At 58.7% G+C, this 19067-nt stretch carries 18 protein-coding genes, 1 tRNA gene and 1 rRNA gene; 7 read left to right on the plus strand and 13 right to left on the minus strand.

Going from position 1 to position 19067, the window contains the following annotated elements:
* Nucleotides 1-264: 264 nt before the first annotated feature.
* The 3 genes from JT51_RS19990 to JT51_RS20000 form a co-directional block, all read right to left on the minus strand.
* Nucleotides 265-1830: a DUF6538 domain-containing protein gene (locus tag JT51_RS19990; protein WP_037317191.1), complete on the minus strand. Its 1566-nt coding sequence runs from the start codon at nucleotides 1828-1830 to the stop codon at nucleotides 265-267.
* 89 nt (nucleotides 1831-1919) lie between these two features.
* Nucleotides 1920-1995: transfer RNA gene (locus JT51_RS19995), tRNA-Val, on the minus strand.
* Nucleotides 1996-2068: 73 nt separating this feature from the next.
* On the minus strand, nucleotides 2069-3322 hold the full coding sequence (locus JT51_RS20000) for an aminotransferase class V-fold PLP-dependent enzyme (RefSeq protein ID WP_037317193.1): 1254 nt from the start codon (nucleotides 3320-3322) through the stop codon (nucleotides 2069-2071).
* Nucleotides 3323-3552: 230 nt separating this feature from the next.
* Here JT51_RS20000 and modA point away from each other — a divergent pair, with 230 nt between their 5' ends.
* From modA to modC, 3 genes are read left to right on the plus strand one after another with little or no spacing between them, the layout of a single operon-like run.
* Nucleotides 3553-4332 (plus strand): molybdate ABC transporter substrate-binding protein, encoded by a 780-nt coding sequence (modA, locus tag JT51_RS20005; RefSeq protein ID WP_037317195.1) that lies wholly within the window; start codon nucleotides 3553-3555, stop codon nucleotides 4330-4332.
* A 3-nt stretch (nucleotides 4333-4335) separates the two neighbouring features.
* Entirely contained in the window at nucleotides 4336-5028 is a 693-nt protein-coding gene (gene modB / locus JT51_RS20010; protein ID WP_037317198.1) for a molybdate ABC transporter permease subunit, read from the plus strand.
* Nucleotides 5025-6122: a molybdenum ABC transporter ATP-binding protein gene (gene modC / locus JT51_RS20015; protein WP_037317201.1), complete on the plus strand. Its 1098-nt coding sequence runs from the start codon at nucleotides 5025-5027 to the stop codon at nucleotides 6120-6122. The genes modB and modC overlap by 4 nt, the downstream gene beginning before the upstream one ends.
* Here the strand turns inward: modC and JT51_RS20020 are convergent.
* Both JT51_RS20020 and JT51_RS20025 read right to left on the minus strand, forming a co-directional pair.
* A complete protein-coding gene (locus JT51_RS20020; RefSeq protein WP_037317204.1) occupies nucleotides 6119-7012 on the minus strand; it encodes a Hint domain-containing protein in 894 nt (297 codons plus the stop codon). The two genes, modC and JT51_RS20020, sit on opposite strands and share 4 nt — an antisense overlap.
* 1 nt (nucleotide 7013) lies before the next feature.
* A complete protein-coding gene (locus JT51_RS20025; protein ID WP_037317306.1) occupies nucleotides 7014-7526 on the minus strand; it encodes a toxin-activating lysine-acyltransferase in 513 nt (170 codons plus the stop codon).
* 186 nt (nucleotides 7527-7712) lie between these two features.
* Between JT51_RS20025 and JT51_RS20030 the strand changes: the two genes are divergently transcribed.
* Nucleotides 7713-8120 carry a hypothetical protein gene (locus JT51_RS20030; protein WP_037317308.1) on the plus strand — a complete coding sequence of 136 codons (408 nt, stop codon included), beginning with the start codon at nucleotides 7713-7715 and terminating at the stop codon, nucleotides 8118-8120.
* 7 nt (nucleotides 8121-8127) lie between these two features.
* On the opposite strand, the gene hemF is transcribed toward JT51_RS20030, so the two are convergent.
* From hemF to clpS, 4 genes are read right to left on the minus strand one after another with little or no spacing between them, the layout of a single operon-like run.
* Complete coding sequence (gene hemF, locus JT51_RS20035; protein WP_037317208.1) at nucleotides 8128-9012, minus strand: oxygen-dependent coproporphyrinogen oxidase; 885 nt, start codon at nucleotides 9010-9012, stop codon at nucleotides 8128-8130.
* Nucleotides 9013-9017: 5 nt separating this feature from the next.
* Nucleotides 9018-9818, minus strand: coding sequence for an SDR family NAD(P)-dependent oxidoreductase (locus JT51_RS20040; protein WP_037317210.1), 801 nt, complete (start codon nucleotides 9816-9818; stop codon nucleotides 9018-9020).
* Between the two features lie 37 nt (nucleotides 9819-9855).
* Complete coding sequence (locus JT51_RS20045) at nucleotides 9856-10821, minus strand: class I SAM-dependent methyltransferase (protein WP_037317212.1); 966 nt, start codon at nucleotides 10819-10821, stop codon at nucleotides 9856-9858.
* Nucleotides 10822-10858: 37 nt separating this feature from the next.
* Nucleotides 10859-11200, minus strand: a complete 342-nt coding sequence (gene clpS / locus JT51_RS20050) for an ATP-dependent Clp protease adapter ClpS (RefSeq protein ID WP_037317311.1) — start codon at nucleotides 11198-11200, stop codon at nucleotides 10859-10861.
* Between the two features lie 93 nt (nucleotides 11201-11293).
* Between clpS and JT51_RS20055 the strand changes: the two genes are divergently transcribed.
* A complete protein-coding gene (locus JT51_RS20055; protein ID WP_037317214.1) occupies nucleotides 11294-11995 on the plus strand; it encodes an HAD family hydrolase in 702 nt (233 codons plus the stop codon).
* A gap of 281 nt (nucleotides 11996-12276) precedes the next feature.
* Nucleotides 12277-13659, plus strand: a complete 1383-nt coding sequence (locus JT51_RS20060; protein WP_051927660.1) for a D-alanyl-D-alanine carboxypeptidase family protein — start codon at nucleotides 12277-12279, stop codon at nucleotides 13657-13659.
* A gap of 62 nt (nucleotides 13660-13721) precedes the next feature.
* Here the strand turns inward: JT51_RS20060 and JT51_RS20065 are convergent, their stop codons facing one another.
* The 4 genes from JT51_RS20065 to JT51_RS20080 form a co-directional block, all read right to left on the minus strand.
* Nucleotides 13722-14969 (minus strand): hypothetical protein, encoded by a 1248-nt coding sequence (locus tag JT51_RS20065; RefSeq protein ID WP_037317218.1) that lies wholly within the window; start codon nucleotides 14967-14969, stop codon nucleotides 13722-13724.
* Between the two features lie 136 nt (nucleotides 14970-15105).
* Nucleotides 15106-15882, minus strand: a complete 777-nt coding sequence (locus JT51_RS20070; protein WP_037317314.1) for a LamB/YcsF family protein — start codon at nucleotides 15880-15882, stop codon at nucleotides 15106-15108.
* Nucleotides 15883-15894: 12 nt separating this feature from the next.
* Nucleotides 15895-16893: a biotin-dependent carboxyltransferase family protein gene (locus JT51_RS20075; RefSeq protein ID WP_037317220.1), complete on the minus strand. Its 999-nt coding sequence runs from the start codon at nucleotides 16891-16893 to the stop codon at nucleotides 15895-15897.
* Nucleotides 16890-17642, minus strand: a complete 753-nt coding sequence (locus JT51_RS20080) for a 5-oxoprolinase subunit B family protein (protein ID WP_037317223.1) — start codon at nucleotides 17640-17642, stop codon at nucleotides 16890-16892. The genes JT51_RS20075 and JT51_RS20080 overlap by 4 nt, the downstream gene beginning before the upstream one ends.
* A gap of 808 nt (nucleotides 17643-18450) precedes the next feature.
* Here JT51_RS20080 and JT51_RS20085 point away from each other — a divergent pair.
* Nucleotides 18451-19067 (plus strand): 16S ribosomal RNA (locus tag JT51_RS20085); the annotation flags it as partial.

Raw genomic sequence — 19067 nt, forward strand, 5'->3', positions numbered from 1 at the left:
TTGGGTGTTCAACTGAATTGGTCCCCGGAGCCGAGCGCGTCAGGCAAATCTCGCCCGGTATGACCAGCTCTTGCACCTTTATCGGACCGGTAACCGGGGCTGAGAGTATGGGAATGGATGTCGCTGGCGATGTCGAAAGTGCTTACAACAAAGTCAGAAATGCGACTTTTGAAAGAGGCGGTAATGCATTCGTGGTCTCTTCCACTTCGTCGTCATCTGATGTTACAGTCGTCCAAGCGGACATATATGCTTGCCCATAGAGGCTTAGTTTAGATCGTAAAAAGGTAGTTTCACTATAGCGTCGGTTTTCGTTTTCAGTGTCACATCGCCGTAGTCGTCGCCAGCCGTTTTCCCGGCGTGGCCCTGAATGGCATCGACCACGCGATCTGAAATCCCGAGTTCGCGGCATTGGGTTTTGAGCCGGTGTCGCCAAGCATGATTTGGTAGCAACCTTTCCGGTGTCAGCCCAGACTTGCTTAGCCATGCTGCCACCTGATTTGCGATACGCTTCGCCTTGCGTGAATAGTCCTCTTGTTTCGTGCCGCTGTGAAACATTGGTCCGGGGTTTGCAGCTTCAACAAAGTTGATAAACCCTTCGTCGACTATCTGAGGATGCAGCGGGGCATCACGATATCCTCCCGTTTTAACGGAACCGGCGTCTGGTGTGATCCTAATCACCCATTGCCCGTCGATCTTGCGCACATCCTCTTTGCGAAGCTGGGTTATCTCGGAGACGCGAGCGCCGGTGAAAGCACAGATGATCGGTGTCCATCGTTTAGCGGCTACCAAGTGCGATTTTTCTCTGACATAGCCGCGCTCATCCTCATTGGGTCTATAGGTGCGGCTGGCCTTCAAGACCTTGTTCGCCTCAGCGTCAACATAGCCGCGTTCTCGGGTGTGTTGTTTCTTGGGCTTGGCTTGCCGCACACTGGCAGCCGGGTTTTTGGTCAGAATTTCGTTTTCGACCGCCCACGAAAACAGTGACCGGATAGTTGAGAGATATACATCGCTGACTGTCTTAGCGGACAAGCCACCCATTAGGTGATCGCGCCAAGCAATCAGGTCTTTCTTGGTGACCCGTGTGGCATCGTTGTGTTTCAGGTGTTTGATCAGCTTATCAATGACCGGCTGTTGTCGACCTATACCAGACCGCATGAACCCGGCTTGCTGCCGGTGCGCAACATAGTCTTTCCAGAGCTGTTTGATACTGACCGGAGTAGGGGCGTTTTCCGGGGGCTGAGCGTTCACAATGATAGGCGCAGTGGGTCTGCCGGTAAAATCCCCTTCATCGCGCTCAGCGGAGCGCGCAAGGGCATCCAGCTCTGCGTGACACAAGGCACGGCCTATCTCTCGCCATTCGTTGCTACCCGGTGCTGCGTCTACATTGCCAGCGGCCCGGAAGCGCTCGATCTGTGCGCCGACCAGTTCGCCCAACTCTGCGTCATTGGCGTTCCCAGCTACGGCACCGCGCAGGCGGCTAACTAGCAAATCGTCAATGCCTACAGCAGGGTAGCGAAGATCATTGCGCAGCTCATCATCCAGCGCCATACGCTGTGTGTAGTGGCTGTGCGCGATCTGATCTGGGGCCAGTGGATGCCGGGCAGGGGTGGCGTGTGCCTGACTACCGTTTGCCTTTTGCTCGGCAAGCGCGATCTGGTGTTGAAGCTGCGCGACTGCACCCGGCAGCAACTTGAGCGCCTGACGGTAATCACCACCTAGCGGGGTGCGTAGTTCCGTCTTGCCGATGATTCCCCGTAGGTCTTTAGGCACCACAAGCCGGGCATGATACCGACCGGAACGGTTGACGAGGTTGCGAACTTTGCCTGCCATGGGAACACCTTTTGTAACCAAAGTTGTAACCTTCAAACGGACATACGTCCTTGTTTGCAAGGGTTTTCTTTTGTTTCAAAAGGTTAGGATGGTGGGTGATGAGAGACTCGAACTCCCGACATCTTCGGTGTAAACGAAGCGCTCTACCAACTGAGCTAATCACCCGTGACGCTGCATGTAGCCAAGCCTGCGCGCGGGTGCAAGAGGGTCGGCACAATTTCTTTGACGTAAGGCAAGATCAGGTCGCCATCTCGTTCAATGCGGCCAGTAATTGGGCCAGCTCCTGCTCGGTGTTGTAGTGGCACAGCGAAATTCGGATACAGTCCGTCAGGCCCAGCGGGGTCAGAACATTGCCGCTATAGTGGTCTGCCTTGCGGATATGGGTGCGGATGCCCTGGTCGTTCAGTCGGGTGACAACATCGGCCGACGGCACATCGCGCACGACGACGGACACCAGCCCTTCGCGCGCCGGGTTGTCGGCACCTGCCAGAATTGTGATGTGGTCCATATCGCGCAACCCCGGAAGGTTGCCGGTGCCGTTGATCAGGGTATTTGTCAGATGGGTTTCATACGTGTGAATCGCGTGCCCTGCTGCTTCGATCCGTGCCCGGCGGTCGGTTTCGTCGGATATCTGCCCGCCAAGCCAGTCGAAATAGCCCACCACATCCGACATCGTCGCGTAGGAGCCGGTATCGCGGGTGCCGAATTCCCACCCATCGGCGGGCGCGTCGATCAGCTGATCATGCGGCAGCCCTGTCAGTCGGTCAGAGATCCAGGCGATGCCATAGCCATGGCGCGAGAACACTTTGTAGGGTGAGATCGCATAGCCATCGACCCCATAAGCATCAATGTCCATCTGGCCATGCGCAGCGTGCTGGATGCCGTCGACGATGATGAAACACGCCGGGGACACGGCGTGGATTGCCTGGGCTATTGCCGCGACGTCCATGCCCATGCCGGTAACGGGCGAGGCGTGCAGGATCGTGGCAACCGCTACATCAGGGGTCATCGCAGCCCGATAATCGTCGGCGGTGACCAGCCCCGTGGCGTCATTATGGGGCACGTTGACATAGTCCAGCCCGGCGACCTCGGCCCAGCGTCGGGCTGCGCTGCGGCTTGCCGGATGCTCGATCGAGCTGCCGATGACCTTGCTGCCCTTGGGCGCGTTGACGCAGGCCGTGCGGATCATACGGAACAGCAGTTCGGTTCCGCTTTCGCCCACAAAGAACTGACCGGTCGAGGCATTCATGAACACGGACAGATCAGCCTTGGCGGCATTAATGGTATCGACAAGGGCGCGGCTGGCCACGTTGTCGCGCCCCTGATTGTCCGGGATAGCTGCATATCTGGCCGAGGTCGCGACCACCGAATTCAATGTCAGCGCCCCGCCCGCATTTTCGAAAAAGATGCGCGGGCCCTGAAAGGGGCAGGTCTCGACATGGGCAAAACGGGCGCGAATGGCGTCGATCAGACCGGGGGTGTCTTGCAGCATCTTTGATATCCTGTCCTGTGGGTCGGGTGCAGCATCCCCCTGATACCAGTAGGTAATCAATACCGTTTGCGACGTGAGGGGCAATTGATCTGACGGATTCAGCCCTGTGCGACCAACCAAACCCCCGGGATTCAGCACCTTGCACCGCCGCTGTTTCGCAAAGGCGCTTGCGTGTCACCTGTTGCCTCAGATATCCCCGGAGGGACTGCAACTTTCCAGACGGGAGTACAATGATCCTGTCCCATGCGCGCCGATTGGTAATCACGGCCCTGGTGCTGGGCGTTTTGGCGCTGGCTCCGCTTCGGGCGGGGGCAGACGGCGTCTTGGTGTTTGCCGCCGCCAGCCTGAAAACCGCTTTGGATGAAATCGCGCCTGCGTTCACGCAGCAGACTGGGTACGAGGTGACGTTGTCATATGCGGCCTCATCCGTGCTGGCCCGGCAGATTCAACTGGGTGCGCCTGCGGATTTGTTTATCTCGGCCAACGAAGACTGGATGGATGTTTTACAGGAGCAGGGCCGGATCAATGCGACCTCGCGGGTTGATCTGCTTGGCAATGGGCTGGTTTTGATTGGCGCGACAGGTCAGATCCCGCTTGACCAGATCGACCCGGGCTTCGACCTGAAGGCCGCTCTGGACGGTGGCTATCTGGCCATGGCGCTGGTGGATGCGGTTCCGGCGGGCATCTACGGCAAGGCGGCCCTGCAGAACTTGGGATTATGGCAGGATGTTCGCGATCAGGTCGCGCAGACGGACAATGTGCGCGCCGCACTTGCATTGGTGGCAACTGGGGCGGTCCCGCTGGGGGTCGTCTATCGCTCGGACGCGATGGTTGAAGACCGCGTGCAGGTTGTCGCGCCATTCCCGGCGGATTTGCACCCGCCCATCGTCTATCCTGCGGCGGCAACGGTGTCGGCACGACCCGCAGCGTTGGCATTGTTAGAATATCTGCAATCCGGCCCCGCCCAGGCCGTGTTCATCGCGCAGGGTTTTTCCCTGCCGGAGGGCTGAGGCATGGGCTGGTTGGGACCAGAGGAGCTTGAGGCATTGAAACTGTCCTTGCGCGTGTCCTTTTGGGCGACGCTGGTCACATTGCCGTTCGGGATTTTCACGGCCTATGCGCTGGCCCGCTGGCGGTTTCCGGGGCGGCAGGTGCTGAACGGTCTGGTGCATTTGCCGCTGATCCTGCCGCCTGTGGTGACCGGTTATCTGCTGTTGCTGACGTTTGGCATTCAGGGGCCACTGGGTAAACTGCTGGGGGAATTTGGCATCGTTGTCGCCTTTCGCTGGACCGGGGCGGCGCTGGCGGCGGGGATAATGGCGTTTCCGCTGATGGTGCGCGCAATCCGCCTGTCGATCGAGGCTGTGGACCCCCGGCTGGAACAGGCCGGCGCAACCCTCGGGGCGTCGCGCCCCTTTGTGTTTGCCACTGTGACCCTGCCGATGATCCTGCCGGGCGTGATCGCCGGGGCCATCCTGGCCTTTGCCAAGGCGATGGGAGAGTTTGGCGCCACTATCACCTTTGTTTCCAATATCCCGGGTCAGACCCAGACGCTGCCCTCGGCCGTTTACGCGTTTTTGCAGGTTCCCGGCGGCGAGGCGGCGGCGACGCGGCTTGTCGTGATCTCGATCATCATTGCCATGGGGGCGCTGCTGCTGTCGGAATACGTCGGCCGCCGCGCCGCCGCGCGGGTGTCAGGATCATGAGCCTGTCTGTCCGCCTGCAACACGACCTGCCCGATATCAAGCTGGACCTCAGCTTTGATGCGCCCCCGGGTGTGACCGTCCTGTTCGGGCGGTCGGGGTCGGGTAAGACCACGGTTGTCAATGCGGTCGCCGGTTTGCTGCGGCCCAAGGCCGGACGCGTGGCCATTGATGGCTGGCAGCTGTTCGACACCGATCAGAACCATTGGCTGCCACCGCACCGGCGGCGTCTGGGGTATATCTTTCAGGAGGGGCGGTTGTTTCCGCATCTGACCGTGCGCCAAAATCTGTTGTATGGCCGATGGTTTGCCCCACGGGGCGCGCGCCGTGAAGACCCGGACAAAGTGATCGAGATGTTGGGGGTCGGCCACCTGTTGGACCGCCGCCCAACAGGCTTGTCGGGGGGCGAGAAACAGCGCGTTGCCATTGGCCGCGCGTTGCTGGCCAGCCCCCGCCTGATCCTGGCGGATGAGCCGCTGGCGGCGCTGGACGATGCGCGCAAGGCTGAAATCCTGCCCTATTTCGAACGGCTGCGGGATGAGGTCTCGGTCCCGATCCTATACGTCACCCATTCCGCCGCCGAAGTGGCGCGGCTGGCCACATCGGTGGTGGCGTTGCAGGACGGCAAGGTGGTGCGGCATGGTCCGGCGTCTGACGTGATGGCCGACCCTTCGGTGGCCCCAGCCGGGGTGCGCGCCATTGGTGCGGTGTTGCAGGTTCGGGTCACGGAACACCATGCGGACGGGTTGACCGAGTTGGACGCAGGCGGCGCGCGCTTGTTCCTGCCGCGCATTCAACACCGCGTCGGAGAAGGGCTGCGGATCAGAATCCCCGCGCAAGAGGTGATCCTGTCCACCAAACAACCCGAAGGGTTGTCGGCCCTGAACGTGCTGGAAGGTGTTGTTGATACCATCCGCGCAGGCGAAGGGCCGGGGGCCATTGTGTCGGTGAAAACCCCCGCCGGTTCTATTCTGGCCCGCGTCACCCGCCGTTCGGTTGCGGCACTGGGGCTGGCACAGGGGCGGCCCTGTTTTGCGGTGATCAAGACGGTGGCATTGGCGCCACAAGATGTGGGCGGGCGGTTGAACGCGCCCTAAGTCAGGGCGCGTGCTTCGAACTCACGCAGGATCAGGCGGGCCGCGTGCCCGAACCCGGCCCCTTCGGGCGTGGGGCTGTCGGGGAAGATGGCGGCCAGTTCCTGCAAAGCGTCCGATGACAGTGTGTGCAGGGATTCCTCGCCCAGATACAGGCTTTCGGCGGGCGCGCCCTCGGCCGTCAGAATCTCGTGATTGTCCAGCAGGATATGGAAGTACTCGACAGGTTCGTCGGGCGGTTCGATACTGATGCCAGGCCACGAACACAGGTGTTTCGCAGCAATCAGAACTTCGGAGATTCCGAACAGCAATTCGACCTTGGGACCACGCACCAGAATGCGATGCTGTTGCGAGACGATCAGGTCACGACGAGGCGTATCCGGACCAAGGCTGCCCGCGCGGATTCGAACCGGCCGCATGGCCGGGTTGTCGCGTAATCGTTCGGGCGGCAAGGCGCTGCTTTCGATCCATCGGATGGGTTGCAGTCCGTTGTCGGCAGTCCGGACGCAATCCCCGACCGCCAGCGATTCTATGGGCTGCGCACCGCGCTGCATTCCGATCAGCGTCCCGGCGGTAAAGCACACCCCTTCGATCGAGATCGTGATGTCCTGCGTCAGGGTGAACGGTGTGCCGAACAGAGTTGATGAGACCTGTACGGTAAACGTATCGGTGGCGGTCTGCTCGAAACCGAGATTGTCATAGAAGGCCGGGTTGACGGTATAGGTCCACTCTCCGTTCGCATTGATCGTGGCCGTTCCAAAGGCGGGCGGCGAAGAAATCGTCCAGTTCTGAGGGCCGGTCGGGCCAATGCTGGCCACATCCAGATCGCCGGTCGCCTGGTTCGGAGGGTTACCCGTAACAGAGCCGGTTATGTCGCCCGTAATGGATACCATGTCACGACCTCTCCTGTTGCAGGGCCTGTTCGAATTCCCTTTTCCGATACAGCCGCATGTGCACGTCGCCCGCGTCGTCGCGGGTCCATTCCACTATTCGGTTTCGGGTCAGATCGCTATCCATGCGATTTGTTCTGACGCGCGGGTGGGGGATGTCCTTTTTCAGAATGTCCACTATCTGATTGGTCTGGCCGAACGGTGCAACCAAATCGACAATCCAAAAGGATGATCCGCTGGTGAAATCTGCATCGGTCAGCTGTTTTTCCTTAACGGCATATTTGTATTCTGCGTCAGGGCTGAGCCCGGCGAAGGTGACAAAGCCGCGGGGGAACCCGTTTTGGCGAAAGATGTGATACTGCCCCAGCCTGAACGGCGTTTCAAAAGCATATAGAACCTGCGACAGGCTGCGTTTCTGGTGGGTCTTTGTCAGCGAGGCAAGATAAAACATCGCACCGAAATCCGCATATTTTTCGGGCGAGATATCGAACCAGTCATTTGGGAAGGTCTTGCTCAATCCAAACCCCATTAAATACCGATAATTGAATTCTATCGCCTAATATTCTGAAATGGTACTGTTTTGACCCTCGCGTGAGACACGGGGTAGGAGAGTGGTAACTGACTGGGTAGCCTTAAACTTTACTCGATCAGCAGGTCCAGTATGATCCGGGACAGATTTCATTTTGATCAGGGATTTGGCGTCATGCAGTTTTGGAAGGTGTCAGGTATCGCGGTATTGGCGATTTTGCCAGGACTTGCACAAGCTGTCGGGTTTGGCGTCGGCGTGTATCGTGGGTTTCGCACCGCAGTCACCCCGTTGGACAACGGGATCTACGAAGTGTCTGCCAGCGGCACATCCGCCCCGGTCGCCTATTGGTGCGGAATCGGTGATTTCGCCATCCGCACGCTGAGAACCAAAGCGACCCAGCGCATCTACATCACCAGAGCCTATGAAAGGCAGGCCCGGACCGTGCAGTTTTCGCTGACCGCACCCGAAGGGGTCGACACCAATCCGGGGTATTCCGTCACGGTCAAGCGCGTAGGCGAAAACATGACGGCAGGGTCGGCGCAGGGTTATTGTTATGACAATTTCATGGACCTTGGGTTCTGACCCCTGATCAGACCCATTTGGCCATGGGCGGCAAACTCATCAGCACGGCATCAGGGTCGTGGCCGGTTTCCAGACCAAATTTGGTGCCGCGGTCATAAACAAGGTTGTATTCGGCATACAGCCCGCGATGGACAAGTTGGGTGTCTTTTTCCGCATCGCCAAATCCCTGAACCCGCTGTTTTTCAACCAGCGGCAGGAATGCAGGCAGGAACGCCCGGCCGATATCCTGTGTCAGCGCGAAATCCGACGCCCAGTCTCCGGTGCAGTAATCATCCATGAAAATCCCACCGACGCCACGGGCGCGTTTGCGGTGCGGGATATAGAAGTATTCGTCCGCCCAATCCTTGAGGCGCGGGTAATGCCCCGGCCCGTGCGGGTCCAGATGCGCCTTTTGCGTGGCGTGGAAATGGGCCGTGTCTTCGGGGTATTCGATGCAAGGGTTCAAGTCCGACCCACCGCCGAACCACCAGGCATGAGGGGTCCAGAACATGCGCGTGTTCATGTGCACGGCCGGGACATGCGGGTTCTGCATATGGGCCACAAGGCTGATCCCCGAGGCCCAGAATCTGGGGTCTTCGGTCATGCCCGGCAGCCCCTTGCGTGCGGCCATCGCCTGTTGCGCGCGCGCGCCCAGGGTGCCGTATACGGTCGAGATATTGACGCCAACCTTTTCGAACACGCGGCCCCCGCGCATGACCGACATCAGCCCACCGCCCGCATCTGATCCATCGTCGGACTGGCGCTTGGTTTCCTTGACTTCGAACGGCCCTGGCGCCGCATCCGAGAACGGCCCGGCGTCGTGCGTGTCCTCAAGCGTTTCGAATGCGGTGACGATGTCGTCACGCAGTTGCCGGAACCAGGCGGCAGCGGTGGATTTTTCAGTGTCAAACATGGGGATCAATGTGCCGGGGCTGCGACGGGGTCCAGCAGGGTGCGGCCGCCGTCGATTGTCAGAATCTGGCCGGTGATGAATCCGGCCGCGTCCGAGGCCAGATATTGCGCGGTTTCCGTCAATTCGGTCGGGGCCGCGATCCGGGCCAAGGGTGTGTGCTTTTCGATGTCGTCCCGGAAGTCCCGGTTTTCTTTCAGCGTGGATTGCAGCGATGCGCTCATCACTGATCCCAGCGCGATGGAATTCACCCGGATGCGGCTGGGGGCAAACGCAACCGCCAAAGAGCGCGTCATCTGATCCAGCGCGGCGGTCGACACGGAATAGGCCATCAGGTCGGGATGGGTGCGCCGGGCCGCAATCGAGGACAGGTTGATGATCGACCCGGCCGGGGCCTCGCCGCCTTCACCCGACTGTTTGATCATCCGTTTGGCGACCAGCTGGCTTAGGCGTAGGGCAGGCATCAGGTTCTGGTTCAACAAGGTCCGGACCGAGTCGTCTTCGATATCCAGCGGGTCGGACGGGATCACCTGCCGTGCGCCGTTGATAAGGATGTCCACCTGATCGAATGCGTCGATTGTGGCCGACAGCAGGTTGGCGATTGTCAGCTTTTCGCGCAAATCCCCGGCAAAAAAGCGGATGTTGCTGTCATCTGCCTGTTCTCCCAGCTCCTCGGATAGGCGCTTTTCGTCCATGTCGGCGAACATGACATTTGCACCCGCATCGGCAAAATGGCGTCCAATGGCCAGCCCAACGCCATTGGCGCCACCTGTTACAATTGCAGTTTTGCCCGCTATGGAAAAGGACATGCGTAATCTCCTGAGTTGCGGCGCAGGTTAGCCGGGATCATCGCCGAGGGCGAGAGGTGTGAAAAACCTTGAACCGATTGTCGCCTGTCACTTCCTGAACATGGGCAAAGGTCTCGGTCAGTGTGGTTTCATAGGGCAGGTGGCGATTGGCAACCATCCACAGGTCACCATGCCGGGTCAGGTTGCGGGCGGCAGATTTGATGAACGCCTGCCCCAACGCAGGGTCGGCACTGCGCGAGGTATGGAACGGCGGGTTCATGACAATTGTGTCGACCGGGTCCGGGGCCTTCCAGGTGGTTGCGTCGGCCCAATGAAACTGCGCGCGGGGATCGGCCACATTGGCGCGGGCGCAAGTCAGGGCACTATGATCCGCTTCGACCAGATGCAGGGTGCGCAACCCATCAGCGTCAAGCAACCCGGCGGATAAAAACCCCCAGCCAGCACCCAGATCCGCCACGCGCGCACCCATTTTCTTGGGCAAAGCCCCCTGCAACAACGCCGATGCGGGGTCGATTCCATCGGCCGAGAATACGCCCGGCGCGGTATGATACGTGTCTACGGTCTGGCTGTCCGGTGCGGCCCAATCCGCAAAAGCCTGCGGTTCGGACTGAAACCAGAAAATCTTGCCGTGTGCTTTGGAAATCGGCCCTTCGACCGCCACGCGCTTGCGAATATCCTTCAACAGGCTGTCGACGCCGTCGGTCTTGGCCCCATCGACGACAATCACCCCGCTGGCGTGGTTACTGGCCTGATGGATCAGGCTGCGGGCCAGCGCCTTGGCGCGGGGCAGGATCACGATGGCGTCCTGACATGCCTCGGACGTCAGCGGCGTGGTGGTGAACCCCTGATCCGCGAAATGGTCGTGAAAGGGTTTGAAAGGCTGAATGATGCGGCTTTCCCGCGGCAGCGCAGACAGGTCGTGGTCCGGGGATGGCCCGAACACCGTCAACGGCTGCGACAGCACAAGGCCGCTTTGCAAGGCTAGATCAAGTCGAGAAGACATAAGCGATTCCGATACAGCGATCAGGCCCCGGGGCGCCTTACTCTTCGCGTTCCATTGTGCATTGCAGGGGGTGCTGATGCCGGCGGGCGAAATCCATGACCTGCCCCACTTTGGTCTCGGCGATTTCATGGCTGAAAACGCCAACAACGGCCACGCCCTTTTTGTGGACGGTCAGCATGATGTCAAAGGCCTGCGCGTGGGTCATGCCAAAGAACCGCTCCAGCACAAGCACCACGAATTCCATCGGGGTGTAGTCGTCATTCAGCAGCAAGACCTTGTACAGAGGTGGACGCTTGGTTTTGGGGCGCGTCTGTACCAGGACCGACGATTCCTCATCGTCATCCGGTTGGTCAGACATCATCCATTGGTTTTCAAACATCGCGTTCATCTGTCCGATTCAGCCTTCGGTTTATCTGTGCGCTTATATAACGTCGAAAGGGCCGGAGAAAAGAGTAAGCAGGACCTATTCGAATTGGAAGAAAAGCTGACCACAGTCGGGTTCGATGCTGATGATACCCTATGGCATAATGAACGGTTTTTTCAGCTAACCCATACATATTTTGCTGAACTGCTGGCCGACCACGCCGAGCGTGAGCACCTGATGGAGCGGCTTCTGGCCGCAGAAAAACGCAACATTCGGCACTATGGGTACGGAATCAAGGGTTTTACCCTGTCGATGATCGAAACCGCGATTGAGGTGACCGAAGATCGTGTTCCCGCCTCGGTCATCCGTCAGTTGATCGAAGCGGGGCAGGACATGCTGGCCCATCCAATCGAATTGTTACCCCACGCCCGCGAGGCGATAGAGGGCGTTGCCGCGACGCATAAGGTGATTCTGATTACCAAGGGCGATCTGATTGATCAGGAAAGAAAGCTGGCACAATCCGGTTTGGGTGATCTGTTCGACGGGGTCGAGATCGTGTCTGAGAAGACCCCGGATACCTATCGCGGGATTTTCGGTCAGTACTGTGACGGGCCTGCCTCGGCAATGATGGTTGGCAATTCGATGCGGTCCGACGTTGTTGCGGCGATCCGTGCGGGGTGTTGGGGTGTTTACGTACCGCATGGTCTGGTTTGGGAAATCGAAAAGGCGGAAACACCTGCGGATAACCCGCGATACAGGGAATTGCAGGATTTGGGCGAACTTTCGCAGCTTATTCGCACGCTCAGCTGATGTTGCCGATCAGCCGCAGTTCCGGAAATTCGACAGCGGCTAACGACATAGTCTGGCCATTTTTGCAGATTTGGTGGGTTCAGCACTGTGCGCGCATACATGTTGTAGGGCGGCGCAGAGAAAACGAAACAGTGAATTTATTAGCTTTCGGTTTATTTAACGCGTTCCCTATGCTAGCCTAAGTGACAATATAATAAATAAATTGCTGACCGGGAAAACCCGGCGGCCTGAGGTAGACAGAGGCAAAGATCGTGCAGGTTCGGCGGACAGTTCCGGCCCGAATGGGCTTATTTCTTATAGCATTCTTGTGGCTGCTTTCTTTTGCGCCGTTGCAAGGGGTGGCCGCGCCTTACGCGGCGATGGTGATCGACGCGCGCACCGGTGAGGTGCTGCATTCACGTAACGCCGATACCAGGCTGCATCCGGCGTCGCTGACCAAAATGATGACGCTGTATGTCGCCTTCGAGGCGGTGCGTAATGGCGAGATCACTTTGGACACGCCGGTTCGTATTACCAAAAAAGCGGCCTCTGAGCCGCCGTCGAAATTGGGCCTGCGCAGCGGGCAGACAATTGCGTTTCGGTATCTGATCCGCGCGGCAGCCGTGAAATCGGCCAATGACGCGGCCACAGCCATCGGAATCGCGATCAGCGGGTCCGAGGCGGCGTTTGCACGGCGTATGACGCGCACGGCCAAAGCCATGGGCATGAGCCGGACAACCTTCAAAAACGCACACGGTCTGACGGAATCGGGTCACCTGTCGACGGCTCGGGACATGACCGAACTGGGTCGTCATCTGCTGTATGATTATCCGCAGTACTACAATCTGTTCTCGCGCAAATCGACTCATGCCGGGATCAAGACCGTACCCAATACGAACCGTCGTTTGCTGGCCGCCTATAGCGGCGCGGACGGTATCAAGACCGGCTACACCCGGGCGGCAGGGTTCAACCTTGTCGCATCGGCAAAGCGCAAGGATGAGCGCGTGATTGCCACTGTCTTTGGTGGGAAATCCGGCGCATCGCGCAACGCCAAGGTGGCAGAGTTGCTGGACATGGGGTTCCGCCGGGCACCCTCTCGTGCGCCGATCCGTAAACCGGCGCGCCCGGTCTATGCCGGGAATGCGGGATTGAATGCAAAGGTGGCGCGTCTGGTTAGCGCACCGACCACCAGCCTGCGGCCGGTTCTGCGTCCGGGGCCGGGTGCTGCGGTTCAGGTGGCGGGCACTGTCGCCGCAACTGCGGCCAAAAACGGCGCGCGCATTCAGGACGGAATCGCGGCGGCTATTGCGGCGGCTGATGTCCAGTCGCCAACCGACGGCACGACACGGCCAGCCACACGCCCGAATGATCTGGTGTTGGCGTCGACTGACCCAAACGCACAGCCCGAGCCTGAGCAGGAAATCGTCACCCGCCTATCCACATCCGGCGGTCATCTGTGGGGCGTTAATGTGGGTCGCTATACCACCCGATACGAGGCCGAAAAGGTTCTGTTGAAAACCGCCCTGTCGGAAATGACCTCTCTGGAAGGTACGCTGCGCAAGGTGAACCAAAACTCGCGCGGGTTTGATGCAACGTTTCAGGGCATGTCCCGCGATCAGGCCGACTTGGCCTGCCGCAGGCTCCAGGCCCGCAATGTCACATGTTTCATGATCGGACCGTCATAAGATCCGGCATAATCTCTCCTGAATGGATCTGGGCTGCGAGGAAACTCGCAGCCCCTTTTTTGTCAGTCAAAGACATTGCCGTGCTGGTATTGCTCGTCCTGTCCGGCGGCGGCGGTCAGGGCCGCGACGTTGTCCTTGGTGAAGAACCCGTCATACTTGTGGCACCGCTCGATATACTCGGTGATCAGCAGCGTGTTTTTCGAATGTTTCGAAAAGATCTGCTTGAGGTTCGGATCATCCTTACACTCCCCCACCACATGGGCCAGGAACGGCACCCCCTTGTCCTTGAGTGTGTTCACCACGAAATCGACGTTCTTTTCCCCGGCACCGTGGTCACCGTCCTTGACCTCAATCGCCATGTGGTGAAGGCGGCGGCCGAAATTGCGCACGAAATCCTCGGTCGGCATCGGCAGCTTGGCGAAAGAATTCACGAAAGAGGGCGTATTGTTCGCCGTAAACACTTTGGCGGGTGACTTCTTGTCGTCATCCACATTCGGATTGCGGTTCACGTTGGTTGACGAATTCATGTCAAAGATGTTGTACGCCCCCCAAAAGTAATAGGGGACCATGGTCAGAAATTCGAGGATCGCGTCCTCACGCTCGCCCGCCAGCACCCGCGTGGCAAGGTGATCGACCCCCAGCATGAGCGGGGCGATATTGCTGTCGGCGCTAAAAGTGGCGGCTTGATCCAGTTGCGCCTGTTCCGCACTGCTCAGCAGTATGCGGTCACCCAGGCCCAGGCTGTCGGGATCATTGAAATTCAGGGTGGAATATCCGACCCGGTTGCAGGTGAAATCGGACGGGGTGGTAAAGCAAAAGCCGTCCAGCGTGTAGAACGGGTTTTCGGTGTCACCGCTGTATTCGAACCGGATATTCTGATCCTCAAGCGTATTGACCAGGGTCTTCAGGTCTGACGCGCCATACACCTCGCCGACATAGCGGGTCTGAGGAGTATTGCGTGCCATCGGATACATGCGGTTGATGCGGGGGATAAAGTCCTCGAACGTTGGGCTAAGCGGTGCCATTACGATCAACGCGGGAAAATCGGGATGCGAATGCAGCACCGCGAACTTATGTGTCTGCCCCAGATAGCTGGCTGTGTGGCGGTAAGGCGTCATGACGTAAAGCTCGACCAGGGTATCAAACAACGCTGTGGTCTCGACCTGAAGAACGATCGCCCGCATCTGGTTGACCTGATCGGCGATGCCGGAACTGGTGCGGCGTTCATAGATCCTTGGCAGGTACTCGCTGAAAAAATCCGAGTTCTTTTTGTCCCCACGGGGTTCATATGACATCAAGTCGAAAGACATTAGCTTACCTCCTTGCGCAGGTCCGGCGATTGCCGGGCATGGCATTGTTTGGATTTGTGGTATTCAGAACATGCACTTGCAGGCATGCTAGGGTCTGATTTCCGACTGGGCAACAGTAAGAAGATGGGACGTCGGTCTAATGCATGGATGGCTGGGGGATGAATTTCGTTACCTCGACGCCGCCTGCAATCAGGTTCTCGCGCACAGAGCGGGCAATTTGCACAGCCGTCGGCCCGTCGCCATGCAGGCAGATCGTGTCGATCGAGGTTTCCAGCCGCTTGCCTGTCTCGGTGATGATAGCACCCTCGCGGACCATGTTCAGGATGCGGGGGCCTGCGATTTCGGGATCGTGGATCACCGCACCGGGCAGGCTGCGGTCCACCAGTGTGCCGTCGTCATTATATGCCCGGTCCGCGAATATCTCGCCTACCCATTTACAGCCAAGCTCGCGCACGGCGTCTTCCTGTTTGGTGGCGGCCAGAACCATGACGATAATGTCGGGGTCAACGTCCAGCGCGCCCCGATAGCAGGCCCGCGCCATGTCGATATCGGCCGAGCACATATTGGCCAGCGCCCCGTGCAGTTTCAAGTGCCGCACTTTGGTGCCCACCGCCCTGGCCATCCCCATCGCCGCGCCCAGTTGATAGCGCACAAGGTTGCGCAGGCTGTCGGGCGGCAGTTTCATGTTGCGACGGCCAAACCCCTGAAGATCGGGAAAGCCCGGATGCGCGCCGATGCCTACATCATTCTCGGCGGCCCGGGTCATCGTCTGCGCCATCACGTCCCAGTCGCCTGCGTGAAAGCCGCAGGCGATATTGGCCGAGGTGATGATTTTCAGCAGGCTGTCATCATCGCCCATTTTCCAGGGGCCAAAGCTCTCCCCCATATCGGCATTCAGATCGACGCTGGGCATCGGCAACACTCCTTAGTCGGTGGCAGAGATCACTCCGCCAATCAATTGGTAGGACAACAGGTCCGCTATGTCATGTGGATCGCGGACCAGAGGTTCAACCTGCGCCCGCAATCGCGACAGGTCAGCCAGATAGGTCGCATGCAGGGCGACGGCTTGATCCATCGTTACAAATGTGAATTGCAGCGGCCCACCCGCCGGGGTCTGGGCCGCGCGGGGCAGGTCGCAGGGCAGGACGGTTGCAATGCGGGGGTATCCCCCGGTGGTCTGGCATTCGGGCAGCAGGATGAAGGGGTTTCCGGTGCCGGTCATCTGGATATCGCCGGGGGTGATGACCTCTGACAATATGTCCAACTGCCCCTTGGCTGCGAATCCTTTGCCCTCACTGTCCAGTTGCATCCCCATCCGATTGGCCCGGGTGCCGCGCCGAAAGACAGTTCTGGCAAAGCGGTCCAGAGTTTCCTGATCGAACAGGGGGGTCTGAAAACTGGCCAGCGCGCGCAGGCCCCCGCCGGCGAACCGGTCATCCGGCCGCAGCTTCATCCCGGCGCTACCTGAATATGGGCCGATTGGCAGCAGATCGCCCGCCTGCGCCGCACGCCCAACCTTTGCTGTCAGATGGGCCGAACGGGATTCTAGAAACAGCGGCGCATCAATGCCGCCACCGACATGCAGATAGCCATAATTGCCCTGTTGCACGGCACCGATTGTCAACCGCTGCCCGGCCTCTAATACATGAGAGGCATTCCAGACAATCGGGCTGCCGTCGATACTGGCCTGCATCGGCGCACCGGTCAGCGCGATGGTCACAGGTTGGGTCGCTTCGAATGTGCCCCCCATCCCCGCCATTTCCAATGCGGCGCAGTCTGGGCTTTGCCCCAGCAATGCCGCGCCCTCGTGAAGGGCCAGCTGATCGGCGGCCCCTGATCGGGACAGACCCTGATCCAGAAAGCCCGCCCGTCCCTGATCCTGCAAGGTGCAGGCCGGGCCGATCTGATGCACCAGCAGGCTCATGCCGGGATCTCCTCGCAGGTTGCGCCGCCCGAACCGTCATTGGCCGCGCGGATATCTTCCAGATCATCGCGCGAAACGGGCAGGAACTGCATTTCATCACCCGGGCGCAGGGCAAAGCTTTGTAATGCTTCGGGACGAAAGCAGCGAAAGGCGGTCTGACCCACGTGTCGCCAGCCGGTCGGTGTCGGCCCCGAAAACAGCACGAATTGTGAAATGGCCAGAACCAGCGCCCCCTCGGGCACCATAGGGTTCAGCTCTTTAAGGCGTGGAATGTTGAACTCTGGTCCCAACGGGCCAAGATACGGCTGACCGGGGGCAAAGCCAATTGTCAGCACGCGAACGCGGCTATCCCCAAGGCGTTGTATGGCGTCGGTCGGTGAAAGCCCTGCGGCGGCGGCGGCCTCATCCAATTGCGGTGCCAGTTCACCCCCATATACAGTGGGCACTTTCCACAGGCGACGCCCGGAAGGCAGCGGCGCCTGATACCAGTCCTGTTGTTGCAGCAATTGTTCCACGCGCGCCTGGATTTCAGAATGCGGCAGGTTGATCGGATCAAACCGCACATAGGCCGATGCCAGAGAGGCTGATGTTTCGATCACGCCTTCCCATCTGCTGGTGTCGATCGCATCGCGAAACGCCAGGGCCGCCCGGTTCGACGATTCAGCCATGGTGTCCGCGAACGAAATTAGCAGGCCATCCAGACCAACTGTTCGTATGCGAGGGAAAGGGGCGGTGTGCTGAGGTGTCATATCTAACTGCGTCCGAACCTGTCTTTCCGGCGAGGTGACCGTATCCGGGGCCAATGCGCAAGACCCGGGTGCAACCCGATGTCTTTTTCGGTGCTCCAGAGCGGGATGAGCCGGGAAAACCGACCCAAAAGTGAATCGGTTTGTGCAAACGACTCGATCCGGACTTGTGGGTGTATTTGCCAGATTCACTATATATGGGGTGGGTGGAGAGTCGGTCGGGTATAGGTGTCGAGATTGGGGTGGCGAGTTAAGGTATCCTTGGCGAAGGCATTCGGTTTAAGGTTTATGTAAGTAGTTGAAAATAAATATAAAAATAGAAAATATCAAAAAAATCACGCAAGATGCGATTTTCTGCTTGCGGAGGTATGCGGTAATACTTAGAACCCCCTTCACCGGCGCTGCTGAGGCGCTGGAGACACGCTGGAGAGACGGTGGTGACGCTCAGGAGAGACTGGGGGCATCATTGGGAATGAGTTAGGCGGGCGCGCTGATGTTATTGGCGCAACGGTCTGGTTTTTGGCTCTGGGTGTTTTGTTCTTTGACATTGATGGATAACTGAAGAGATATGTGGGCGGTTTGGTTCGTTTTCGACGGATTGAATGTCTGTATATCGCGCTCTTAGGTTTTATTGTTTTACGCTCTAGTAGTGTGAGGGGTATTGCCGATTATGGAGTGTCAGCTTCACTGTTTGAGTGGTTCACTGATTTCTTAGGAAGTCTGTGTACATCAAACAGAAGACTTCATCAGGATTAGCCTCCTGATGAGATGTGCAGAGGTTCGAACGTCAAGGATAAGCAGCAATGCTTTTCAACTTGAGAGTTTGATCCTGGCTCAGAACGAACGCTGGCGGCAGGCTTAACACATGCAAGTCGAGCGCGCCCTTCGGGGTGAGCGGCGGACGGGTTAGTAACGCGTGGGAACATACCCTTTTCTACGGAATAGCCTCTGGAAACGGAGAGTAATACCGTATGAGCCCTTCGGGGGAAAGATTTATCGGGAAAGGATTGGCCCGCGTTAGATTAGGTAGTTGGTGGGGTAATGGCCTACCAAGCCTACGATCTATAGCTGGTTTTAGAGGATGATCAGCAACACTGGGACTGAGACACGGCCCAGACTCCTACGGGAGGCAGCAGTGGGGAATCTTGGACAATGGGCGCAAGCCTGATCCAGCCATGCCGCGTGAGTGATGAAGGCCTTAGGGTCGTAAAGCTCTTTCGCCTGTGAAGATAATGACGGTAGCAGGTAAAGAAACCCCGGCTAACTCCGTGCCAGCAGCCGCGGTAATACGGAGGGGGTTAGCGTTGTTCGGAATTACTGGGCGTAAAGCGCACGTAGGCGGACTGGAAAGTATGGGGTGAAATCCCAGGGCTCAACCCTGGAACTGCCTCATAAACTCCCAGTCTTGAGTTCGAGAGAGGTGAGTGG

This window comes from Ruegeria halocynthiae (assembly GCF_000743705.1).
In the GTDB taxonomy this organism is placed as follows: domain Bacteria; phylum Pseudomonadota; class Alphaproteobacteria; order Rhodobacterales; family Rhodobacteraceae; genus Ruegeria; species Ruegeria halocynthiae_B.